9 protein-coding genes are annotated in these 9,814 nt (G+C 50.6%); 8 read left to right on the top strand and 1 reads right to left on the bottom strand.

Annotated elements, in window-relative coordinates:
* The first annotated feature begins 222 nt into the window (after positions 1-222).
* From VJY99_RS10825 to VJY99_RS10860, 8 genes are all read left to right on the top strand, one after another.
* Complete coding sequence (locus VJY99_RS10825; RefSeq protein ID WP_324118305.1) at positions 223-1,818, top strand: FGGY-family carbohydrate kinase; 1,596 nt, start codon at positions 223-225, stop codon at positions 1,816-1,818.
* A 21-nt stretch (positions 1,819-1,839) separates the two neighbouring features.
* Positions 1,840-3,486: a signal transduction protein gene (locus VJY99_RS10830; RefSeq protein WP_324118307.1), complete on the top strand. Its 1,647-nt coding sequence runs from the start codon at positions 1,840-1,842 to the stop codon at positions 3,484-3,486.
* 11 nt (positions 3,487-3,497) lie between these two features.
* Entirely contained in the window at positions 3,498-4,424 is a 927-nt protein-coding gene (locus tag VJY99_RS10835) for a dihydrodipicolinate synthase family protein (protein WP_324118309.1), read from the top strand.
* Between the two features lie 11 nt (positions 4,425-4,435).
* Positions 4,436-5,485, top strand: coding sequence for a sialidase family protein (locus tag VJY99_RS10840; RefSeq protein WP_324118311.1), 1,050 nt, complete (start codon positions 4,436-4,438; stop codon positions 5,483-5,485).
* A gap of 17 nt (positions 5,486-5,502) precedes the next feature.
* The gene (locus tag VJY99_RS10845; protein WP_324118312.1) at positions 5,503-6,474 is read left to right on the top strand and encodes a tripartite tricarboxylate transporter substrate binding protein; all 972 of its coding nucleotides are present in this window, start codon (positions 5,503-5,505) and stop codon (positions 6,472-6,474) included.
* A gap of 55 nt (positions 6,475-6,529) precedes the next feature.
* Positions 6,530-6,991: a tripartite tricarboxylate transporter TctB family protein gene (locus VJY99_RS10850; protein ID WP_324118314.1), complete on the top strand. Its 462-nt coding sequence runs from the start codon at positions 6,530-6,532 to the stop codon at positions 6,989-6,991.
* A 12-nt stretch (positions 6,992-7,003) separates the two neighbouring features.
* Positions 7,004-8,512 carry a tripartite tricarboxylate transporter permease gene (locus VJY99_RS10855; RefSeq protein WP_324118316.1) on the top strand — a complete coding sequence of 503 codons (1,509 nt, stop codon included), beginning with the start codon at positions 7,004-7,006 and terminating at the stop codon, positions 8,510-8,512.
* A 73-nt stretch (positions 8,513-8,585) separates the two neighbouring features.
* Positions 8,586-9,623, top strand: a complete 1,038-nt coding sequence (locus VJY99_RS10860) for a LacI family DNA-binding transcriptional regulator (RefSeq protein ID WP_324118318.1) — start codon at positions 8,586-8,588, stop codon at positions 9,621-9,623.
* Between the two features lie 51 nt (positions 9,624-9,674).
* On the opposite strand, the gene VJY99_RS10865 is transcribed toward VJY99_RS10860, so the two are convergent.
* Positions 9,675-9,814: YjcB family protein (locus tag VJY99_RS10865; RefSeq protein ID WP_324118319.1), on the bottom strand; the 140-nt coding region annotated here is incomplete at its 5' end.

Genomic DNA, 9,814 nt, shown 5'->3' on the forward strand with positions numbered 1-9,814 from the left:
TTTTCCCCCTCCATGCGACAAAAAGCTGTCACGACGCAGTAAAAATCGATCAAAAAATAAACCCAATTAAACATTATAAAAACAATTAGTTAAACTTTAATCTTCATTTGAAGCTTTTTTAATCATGTCGTGCTGATCACAAAATAGACAGCGCGTGGTTGAGTTTAACTATTCACTTAATCAATATGCTTTCTCGACGCAGTAGCCGATGAGAGCAGCAAAATGAACAAATTATTTGTTGGCGTTGATGTAGGTTCTGCGAGTGTCCGTGCGGGTATTTTCACTATGCAAGGGACTCGTTTGGCATTTTCTGTTCGTCCTATCCAGCAGTTTCACTACCCGCCAAATCGTGTGGAACAATCTTCCAGCGATATCTGGCAACAGGTCTGTAACACCGTGCGTGAAGCCATGGGCCTTGCAGGTGTGCAACCTCAACAAGTCGCTTCCATTGGTTTCGATGCCACCTGTTCACTGGTTGCTGTGGGCTCACGCGGCCAGCCTGTAGCAGTAGGTGAAGAAGGGAATGCCGATCACGACATCGTGATGTGGATGGATCACCGCGCAGGAGAAGAAACTCAACGTATCAACGAAACGAATGATTCCGCGCTGCAATACGTCGGCGGTCAGGTCAGCATTGAAATGGAATTACCCAAAATTCTGTGGCTGAAAAAGCACTTTCCTGAGCGTTACGCTTCCACCTGGCGTTTCTTCGATTTAGCGGATTATCTGGTGTGGCGCGCCACGGGCGTTGATGCCGCGGGAGTCTGCACGCTGACCTGCAAATGGAACTATCTGTCTCATGAAGAGCGTTTTAGTCAGAGTTTGCTGGATGCCGTTGAATTAACTGATTTAGTCAACAAAATCCCACCGAATATTATTCATATTGGGCAGTCGGTCGGCACACTGCGTATTGATGTGGCGGCACAGTTAGGTTTAACCACCGATACCGTCGTCGCCAGTGGTTTGATTGATGCCCATGCTGGCGGCCTGGCGCTGGTGGCAGCGTCACCTGAAGCCAATCTCGCGATAATCAGCGGCACCTCGAACTGCCATATGATTGTTAGCCAGGAAGCCAAATCCGTTCCGGGTGTCTGGGGGCCATATTTTGCTGCCATGTACCCAGGCTGGTGGCTGAACGAAGGCGGACAAAGTGCGGCGGGAGCGTTGGTTGACTGGACGTTGATGCAAAGTGACGCGTGGCCTGAATTAGAAAATGACGCCGCCGAATTGGGCTGTAGCGTCTATCAAATCCTCAACCAGTGGGTTGCCAGGCTCGAAAAGGCTGAACCTTATCCGACGCGCCAACTGCATATTCTGGCGGACCACCACGGCAATCGTTCACCGCGATCGAATGCTGAAGCTAAAGGCATGGTCGCTGGATTAACCCTGGAAAAAGGGCAACACGCGCTGGCACGGTTGTACCTCGCCACATTGCAAGCCATTGCTTATGGCACGCGGCACATCATCGACACCATGGAACAAAACGGGCAGCGCATTGATTCCATAACCCTGTGTGGTGGGGCGAGCAAAAATCCGTTGTGGTTGCGCGAATACGCCAATGCAACCGGACGAACCATCCACCTCGTTGAAGAAGAAGACGCCGTCACGCTGGGCGCGGCACTCAACGGCGCTGTCGCTTGCAAGGCATTCACCCATTTTTCAACCGCGGCTAAAGCCATGGTCAGACTCGATAAGACCATAGAACCGGACACCGCGCACCGCTCTTTCCACGATGCAAAATATCAGGTGTACCTGCAAATGTATCAGGATCAGCAGCGCTATCAGGCTGTTATGCAGCAATACCTCGTGGCCAATTAATTACATAAAAGGAATAAGAACGTGATTACGCAAACTCTACCTTCTGTGTCGCAAAAAATATCTGCGGGTAAAAATGAAATCCTGATGGTGACCAACGCTGACTTACGCGAATCAGCGAATCTCGCCTGCTGGCCGGTGCAACAAAAATACGAAGCGAAATTGCAGGATGCGTTGAGTTCTCTGGGTTACAGCTTGAAACGCGCTCATCCGATTGATGAAGAACGTGGCCACGGGTTTATCAGCAGCCAACGCCAGGGCAGCGATTTGTTTGCCCAAATTGATGAAAATGCGCCAGTGATTGTCCTGCTGACAGCCTGGCAATACTCACATCACGTCGCTCCTTCGCTGGTTCATCACAAAGGCCCGGTGCTGTTACTGGCGAACTTTGATGGCACATGGCCGGGGCTGGTGGGCATGTTGTGTCTGGCAGGCTCGCTGACCAGCCTGGGTAAATCGTACTCGCGCTTGTGGTCAGAAAATTTTAATGACGATTTGTTCGTTAATGGCCTGCAAACCTGGCTACGTTACGGCTCTTTGCAGCACTCAACAGGCTATTTGCACAGCATCGCACCCACGCATCCGGTCATGGCGACACCAGCTGGAAATATGGGGCGCAAAGCCGGTGAATTTATCCTGCAAAACAAAGAGATTCTTGGCCTGTTCGACACCTTCTGCATGGGCATGATCAACGGCGTCTTCCCGCAGCAAGCGATGGTGAATATCGGGATGCCAATCGAATCGCTCTCGCAGTCAGCGTTATTGGTTGAGATGGCAAAAGTCTCTGATGAACTGCGTGAAGCGTGCCTGGCCTGGTATCAGGAGCGCGGAATGAAGTTCCTGTTTGGTGAAAATGGCCGTGAAGAACTGACCCGCGAGCAAGTCAAAGAACAGTGCGCAATGATGATTGCGATGGCGCGTTTCGTGCAACGCTTCGGTTTATCTGCTGTGGGTGTGCAGTATCAGCAAGGGTTGAAAGATAGCTGTGCCGCCTCTGATTTTGCCGAAGGCGCAATTGGCTCTACCGAACGATTCCCGATCCCGGACGAGCAGGGCAACATCATCTGCGACGGGCAGCCTATTCCGTGCATCAACGAAGTGGATATGGGCACCGCCATCCCACAAACCATGTTGTGGCGTTTGTTAACCTCCTTCTCTCTGCCAGCAGAAACCACGCTGCATGACATCCGTTGGGGCAGCGAATACCAGGGAACGTTCTACTGGGATCTGGAAATTTCGGGTGCCGTTCCGTTTGAACACCTCAAAGGCGGTATCGCTGGCGCAACCGGATATCGCCAGCCCGCGATGTACTTCCCTTATGGCGGCTCAACCATTACCGGGCAGGGCAAAGCTGGGCGCTTTATCTGGGCGCGTGCGCACTACGAAGGCTGTGAAGTCATCATGCATATCGGCACCGGGCATGCGGTGGAATTACCGGAGGCTGAATTTGAACGCCGCCGCCGAGCGACTTGTTACGAATGGCCGCTATTGAATGCGGTGCTGGATGGCGTGGGGCGCGACGACCTCATGGCTGGGCATCAAAGTAACCATCTGACGGTCGCTTATGTTCCAGAAAATGAACTGCAAACAGTATTGCAGGCTTTTGTTGCTCAGTCGCTCACCCAGGGGATTCGGGTGCAGGTGGCAGGTGACGCGGTTCGGTTGTTGTAGAGGGCAGGTTGATGAACGAACAAAAATACCGGGGTATCTGGCCTGTAATGTTAACGCCGTTTACCGAACAAAAAGAGATCGACTGGTCATCGCTTGAACGCTTAATCGAGTGGTATCTGTCTGCTGGCGTGCATGGTTTATTTGCCGACTGCCAGTCGAGCGAAATGTTTTTCCTTAGTGATGAAGAGTCCATTGAACTGGTGCGATTCGTCGTGAAATGTGTGAATGGGCGCGTCCCGGTGGTGGCTTCTGGCCATACTGCGAATGCGTACAATCACCAGCGCGAGCAACTGATTAAAATGTCGGATACCGGCGTGGACGCGGTGATCCTGATTAGCAACCGGCTGGCTCTGGCAGGGGAAAGTGACGCACTGGCACTGAAAAATCTACAGCGCCTGACCGCTGATGTCCCACAGCATGTGGATTTGGGCATTTACGAATGCCCGTATCCTTACAAGCGTCTGCTGAGTGAAGAGACCGTCGCGTGGTGTGCGCAAAGTGGCCGCTACACGTTTATCAAAGACACTTGCTGTAGTTTGCCAATGATTGAGCGCCGCCTGGAACTGGCTAAAGGCAGCCGCTTGCATCTGGCGAATGCGAATAGCCAAACATTACTGGCTTCCTTGCAAGCGGGGTGTCAGGCATACAGCGGCGTGATGGCTAACTTCCATCCTGAGATGTATGTCTGGCTGTATGAAAACTGGCAAACCCAGCCGGAAAAAGCGCAGCGCCTGGCGGATTATCTTTCCACTGCTGCACTGGCAGAAAACCTCGATTACCCGGTGTGTGCCAAATCTTTCCAGCAACAGATTGGCAATTTCACCACCCATACTTGCCGGGTACGCAGCAGCCAGGGTTACCGTGAAACCTTCTTCCCGCAGGCCATTGATAGCATGGTGCAGTTGGGGCGTGATATTCAGAAAACACTGGCGATATAAGGAGAGAGTTGATGGCCTTCACCCAAAAAATTCGCCAGTTTTTGCTACCCGAATCCCAGACGGATTTTGCGCAATGCCACGCCTCGACGCTGGTGGTTTTGCCCGAGCAGCAAAGTGTGCTGGTGGCATTTTTTGCAGGCAGTAAAGAAGGCAGCGGCGATACCGCCATTTGGCTCGCGCGTGCACAAAACGGTGAATGGCAGCCTGCACAACGCATTCTGGCTGAACCGGGGCTGGCGCACTGGAACCCCGTGCTGCATTACCAGCAACAGACGGTGTGGCTGTTTTATAAAGTTGGGCCGGATGTTCACCGCTGGAGCACGCGAGTGTCGGTGTCACACGATGGTGGCTTGAACTGGAGCGCTCCACGCGCGTTAATCAGCGGCGACCCACTGCCGCGTGGGCCAGTAAAAAACAAACTTCTGGTGATGAGTAATGGCGAGTGGTTAGCACCAGGGTCGACAGAAGACGAGCTGCACTGGGACGCTTTTGTCGATTTGTCTGCTGATTGCGGGCAGTCCTGGTACAAAGTCGATATTCCGTTTGAGCATCAACAACCCGGACTGGCCGCTGATGAAAATGTCTGGCAGGGGCTCAAAGAAAACGCTCTCTGGGAATGCGACCTAAAGCAAGTGTTTACCTGGGATGGTGTGATTCAACCCACGTTGTGGGAATCGCACCCGGGGAATATTCACGCGTTACTACGCAGTACGCGTGGAAAGATCTATCGTACTGATTCTTTTGATTATGGCCGAAACTGGTGTACCGCATACGCGACGACATTACCCAACAATAACAGTGGAGTTGATGTGGTTGGTTTGGACTGCGGGACCCTGGTTCTGGCATGTAATCCAATCGAAGGTAACTGGGGGCGCCGTTATCCGATTGCCTTGCTGGAATCGCAAGATAATGGCGCGACGTGGTCGCAACCGTGGGCTTTGGAACACAGCAAAGGTGAATTTTCTTATCCAGCCATTATCGTCGAGGGGAACGTTATACATCTGACATGGACATTTAACCGAACCAACATCGTATACAGCCAAATTACTCACAATAAATAAAAACAGCGGAGTACCCTATGAAGAAGAACCTGTTATGTGCCTTATTGATGCTGCTGCCTTTTGGGGCGGTGCATGCGGAACAAACTCTGACCTATCCAAAAAAGAATATTGATGTCGTCATCCCAAAAAATCCGGGTGGTGGTACTGATACTTCTGCCCGCACCGTACTTGAATATGCTCGTGACAAAATGCCGTCTGGCACCATGCTGGTTCCGGTAAATAAGCCTGCGGGTAACGGCATTACCGGTTTGCTTGAAGTGGCAAAAGCACGCCCGGATGGATATAAGCTGGTGATGACCACAGTTGAATTAGCGATGTTCCCACACCAGGGGAAATCGCCAGTGACTTATAAAGATTTCACACCCATTGTTACCACGATTGCCGATCCCGTGGCTGTCGTTGTGAATTCCAAATCACCGTATAACACGCTGCAAGAATTTATTGATGCCGCTAAAGCCACCCCTGGCAAAATTAAAGTGGGTAACTCCGGCAACGGGGCTATTTTTGACCTCGCGACGACAAATATTGAAAAAATCACCGGCACTAAATTTAACCATATTCCTTATAACGAAGGTACTGGCCCGTCGATTGCCGCATTGGTCGGCGAACATATTGATGCCGTATTAACAACACCAGGTTCAGTTAAATCTCAGGTGGATGCCGGTATTTTAAAAGTGCTCGGCGTGATGGATGAAAAACGTTTCCCATTATTCCCGAATGTCCCGACCTTTAAAGAAGCGCTGAATCTGGATGTTAACGTCAAAATGCGTGCCTGGGCTGTGCTGGCCACGACAGCAAAAATTGATGACAACATCAAGAAGCAACTGGTTGATTCCTTTACCGAAGTGGTAAACACACCGGCGTATCAGGAAGCATTGAAGAAACAAGGCATTATGCCAGTCGTTATCGCTGGTGATGATGCGTACAACATGATGAAAGAAGATGATGCTATGTACGCTGCACTGATTGCTGAAACCGCTAAAAAGTAATCAAATCATCACTAAATAGACTCCTGCCGCAATGCGGCAGGAGGGAGATACAACAATGCGTACGCAGAATATTTTTGTTGGGATGTTCTCACTGGTACTGGGGATAGCGATTATCTTCTTGTCGCGCAATATGCCGATGTTTGATGAAAACGGAATATTAGGCGAGCGCTTCTGGCCTTATGTTCTGGCCTGGTTATTTATTGGCTTAGGGCTCATCCAATGGGTCAGCGTTTATTTGCAGAGTGGTACTGTCAAGAGCGAGAAAGCTGACCTTAGCTCACTTCCCGTGCGTAAAGCCTACGGCGTCACTGTTTTGATGGTGATTTACGGGGTTGCGCTTTGTTACGCTGGGTTTATTGCTTCGTCACTGATTTTGATTCCCGCCATCATGTGGGTGATGGGTGAACGACGCCCACTGTTTCTCGCCATCGTGACCGCGTTGATTGTCTTGTGCGTTTATGTGTCATTTGAAATTGTCTTTAAATCACCGCTGCCAGAATCCATCTTCTCCGAATAATAAGAGGTCACGATGAACGAAATTCTTGATGCCCTGATGGTCGTCTTCAGCTTAGAAACCACCGGCATGATTTTGCTGGGGGTTCTGGCGGGGATTATTATCGGTGCGCTACCCGGTTTAACGGTGAATATGGGGATCGCTTTACTGCTGCCGCTGACCTATTCATTCCAGGGCATGACCGGCATCTTGATGTTGCTGGGTGTGTATTGCGGCGCAGTTTACGGCGGTTCAATTACGGCCATTTTAATCAGCACACCAGGCACGCCTGCTTCGGCGGCCACCGTACTTGATGGCTACCCGATGGCGAAGAAGGGTGAAGCAGGACGCGCCCTCGGTTTATCGACCCTCGCTTCTATGTTTGGTGGCATATTCAGCACCATCGCTCTGGTTTTAATTGCACCAATGCTTGCGAAAGTGGCGACAGGTTTTTCTTCGGCAGAATATTTTGCTTTAGCGATATTTGGTATCAGCATTATTACCAGTGTTTCGTCACAGTCGGTTATTAAAGGATTAATCGGTGGCGTTTTGGGCTTATTTATCGCCACCATTGGTCTGGATCCCATGACCAGCGGGACGCGATTCACCTTTGACTCAATCTATTTGATGGGCGGGATTTCATTTATTCCTGTGATGGTCGGGCTGTTTGCATTCTCGCAGGGTTTATTAAGTCTTGAAGAAGATCATCGTGAACGCCTGGCGGGTATTCTGCGCCAAACTAAAAGTAAAATTGACCGTATCTTGCCGACCTGGCCTGATATTAAACGGGTGATGCCCACTTATATTCGCTCGTCTGTCATTGGCACGGCTATCGGTGCTATTCCAGGAACCGGTGGCGATATCGCCTCGTTTATTGCTTATAACGAAGCAAAACGTTGGTCAAAACACCCTGAAGAGTTTGGGCACGGTTCACCAGAAGGTGTTTCAGCTCCGGAAGCAGGCGCAAACTCTGTATCAGGTGGCGCGATGGTGCCATTGATGACGCTGGGGATCCCAGGTGATGGCGCGACCGCGATTATCATGGGTGCATTTATGGTGCAGGGGCTGGCGCTCGGGCCACAGCTATTCACCGAGCATCCGGTTGAGGTGAACTCTATTTTCATCGGTTTGTTCGCAGCCAACATTTACATGGGCATTATGGGCTTCATGGGGATGCGTTTATTTGCCAAAGTGATGAGCGTCCCGCGCCGTGTGCTGGTGCCGATCATTTTTGTACTGTGCTCCGTGGGTGCCTATTCCGTTAACCACGACATGACGGATGTGTTCGTCATGATGGGGGCAGGTCTTGCGGCTTACATTATGATCAAACTGGACTTTTCGATGTCGCCTATCGTTATCGGCATTATTCTTGGACCGATGGCAGAATCGAACTTCCGACGCACATTGGTTATCTCCGAAGGGGACCCGATGATCTTCCTGACCCGCCCGGTCTGTGCGGTATTCCTCGGTATTGCGATACTGACGCTGCTGTTGCCAATTTTTGGCCCGCACATAAAAGCCTTGTGGCGTAAACAAACCAACTAGTGTTTTTCCGGAGAGGTTGACGCCTCTCCGTGATCGATTGCTGCGCGTGGATGGCAGCTAAGGAAACGTTAAATTGGCTAAAACCATTGAGCAAATCGCCACGGATCTTGGCGTCTCTATCACAACGGTACGTGCCGTTTTGAATGGCAACGCGCAGAAATATCGCATTAGCGAAAAGACACAAGAGAAGATCAATAGTTACGTTAAAAAACATAGCTATACCATCAATCTTGCTGCGCGGAGCTTAAAGCTTAATAAAACGGACACCTTTGGCCTGGTGATCCCGCGTTTGTCGAACCTGTTCTTTTCCACCCTGGCTGAATTACTGGAGGCGCGCTGTCGTGAACTGGGATATCAGCTGATGATCAGTTGCACAAACAACGATGCAGCCTATGAAAATCTGTTGGTGAAATCGCTGGAAAATCGCAATGTCGATGGGATTTTTGTGGTGTCGACCAATGCAGCAAGCCAGGCGCATTATCTGAAAAACTGCCTGAAACCGCTGGTGTTTCTTGACCGCGATTTTGGTGTCGAAGGGGCGTGCTGTGTTGTGACTGACAACGTTGATAGTGGCTATCGGCTGACCGATGCGATGCTCAAGCAAGTTCATGCACCGATTCAATTCTTTGTCGGTGACCCGACTTCACCTTCGATTATTGACCGCCTGACAGGATATCGCACAGCGATGGAACAGCACGGCGTCGAGATTAAACCCGAGCACATCAGCAGCGCTGGGCACAACCAGTTGAGCGACGGGGAAAAGATGATGGCGGACTACATCGAGACGCATAATACGTGGCCGCAACATTTTATTGCGTCATCGCTGCCGATTTTACAAGGCGCATTGGGTGTACTGCGCGCGAGGTATGGCTATATTCCCCATGAAATTAATATTGGCACGTTCGATGACAATATTATGCTGAACTTCCTTGCCAACAATATTTGGTCGATGCGGCAAAACGAGCAGCATCTTGCGCAAGAAGCCTGTCAGTTGATGCTGGAAAAAATAGCCAACCATGACGAACTGCCAGGCAGTAGAGCGAAAGCGGAGCTGATATTCAGGCGAAGCACGGTGAGTGCGCGTGACGCAATACAAAGCGTGAATCAATAAAAACAGAAAAGGCCTCGCAAAGAGGCCTTTTACATTTTCAACTCAGACACATCAGGTTATCACCATCGGCCATTCGGGCGGGGTGTGACTCAACATTTCAAGCATGATGTCTTTAAACGATGCCCAAATCACCGGGAAATCGGCCAAGGTAAGGCCCAGTAAACCGGTCGCAAAACATAATGCAGCAGTGA

It is taken from the genome of Buttiauxella sp., from assembly GCF_035271705.1.
Lineage (GTDB): Bacteria > Pseudomonadota > Gammaproteobacteria > Enterobacterales > Enterobacteriaceae > Buttiauxella.